Here is a 796-nt window from a genome sequence, read left to right on the forward strand (position 1 = left end):
CGGGCTCGCGCCCCGGCACCCAGACGCCCGCGGCCGCGAGCGACGCGCCCTGGTCGCGGAGGACGTCGTCGGGCGCGCCGTCGGCGAGGATCCCGCCGTCGGCCGCCAGCACGACGACCCGGTCGACGAGGTCCTGCCACACGGCCACCCGGTGCTCGATGACCACGAGGGTCGCCCCGCTCGCCTCGACCACGGACTCGACGGCGCGCCGCACCTCGCCGACGCCCTCGGGGTCGAGGTTCGCGGTCGGCTCGTCGAGCAGGAGGAGGCCGGGGCGCATGGCCAGCACCCCGGCGAGGGCGAGGCGCTGCTTCTGCCCGCCGGAGAGGGCGGTCGTGGAGCGGTCGAGCGCCACGTCGAGTCCCACGGCGTCGAGCGCCGCGCGGACGCGCACCCAGATCTCCTCGCGCGGGACGCCGAGGTTCTCGCAGCCGAACGCGACGTCGTCGCCGACGCGGGACAGGATCACCTGCGCGTCCGGATCCTGCAGCACCAGGCCAGCACGGCCGCGCCGGGTGGTCGGATCCTGCCCGTCCACGCGCAGCGAGCCGCGGGTCTCGCCCTCGTCGTCGCCGCCGAGGACGCCCGCGAGCGCGTGCATGAGCGTTGTCTTCCCTGCCCCGGACGCGCCGAGCAGGAGCACGCGCTCCCCCGGCTCGATCACGAGGTCGACGTCGCGGACGGCCCACGCGCTCCGTCCGGCGTGCCGCCAGCCCCAGCCCTCGGCCCGCACGGACGCGCCGCCCGCGGCCCCAGCCGACGCCGGATTCCCGGCGAGCGGGACGCGGATCGGGCC

Annotated in this window: 1 protein-coding gene; it reads right to left on the minus strand. The window is 77.8% G+C overall.

Annotation, left to right across the window (positions count from 1 at the left end; translation table 11 throughout):
- Positions 1–790: ABC transporter ATP-binding protein (locus DZG00_RS15985; protein ID WP_147360089.1), on the minus strand; the 790-nt coding region annotated here is incomplete at its 3' end.
- Between the last annotated feature and the right edge of the window lie 6 nt (positions 791–796).

The sequence above is a fragment of the Clavibacter lycopersici genome (genome assembly GCF_003576405.1).
GTDB lineage: Bacteria > Actinomycetota > Actinomycetes > Actinomycetales > Microbacteriaceae > Clavibacter > Clavibacter lycopersici.